This window comes from Vibrio sp. 2033, assembly GCF_033339735.1.
The window spans coordinates 1-628 of record NZ_JAWOVC010000470.1; the positions used below are offsets into that span (position 1 = coordinate 1).

1 protein-coding gene is annotated in these 628 nt (G+C 45.2%); it reads left to right on the forward strand.

Annotated features, from left to right (window positions below; genetic code table 11):
• On the forward strand, positions 1-628 hold a 628-nt coding region (locus R7P74_RS27250), incomplete at both ends, for an ATP-binding cassette domain-containing protein (protein WP_318123795.1).

A 628-nucleotide genomic window follows, 5' to 3' on the forward strand; every position in this document is an offset into this window, starting at 1 on the left:
CGAACGCGTTGGCGTTATTGGTAGTGCAGGAGCAGGAAAGTCAACACTCCTTTCCATTATGACCAATCAACTAAGTGCCTCACAGGGCAGCGTTTATTTCGATGACATTGACAGTCAGCTTTGGCCTGCCGAATTGATAAGAGAGAAAACGGGTTGGGTTGGCCAAGATTCGCATCTTATATACGGCAGCATTATGGAAAACATAGTATTAGGACATCATGTTATTGATCAAGAACGATTACGCCGTGCGATAGAATTATCGGGTTTGAACCAGTACATGAGCCGCCTTCCTCATGGTCTAGAAACGCAAGTCGGAGAAGGAGGGCGTTATTTGTCGGGGGGGCAAAGGCAAGCTGTAGCGATTTCAAGAGCTTTTTATCGAAACCCAGCAGCATTAATTTTAGACGAGCCAACCAGTTCCTTAGACCAGCCAGCTGAGAATGCGTTGTTTAATGCTCTTAAATCGTTGCCGCACTCGACGACGATGATTATTAGCTCTCATAAACATTCCTTATTATCGCTTTGTGATCGAATTGTTGTGCTTGATAAAGGCGCAATTTTGAGGGAAGGAGCGCCCCAAGAAATTTTTGCTAAACAACAGTCTAACGCGAAGACGAACAGAGTACGC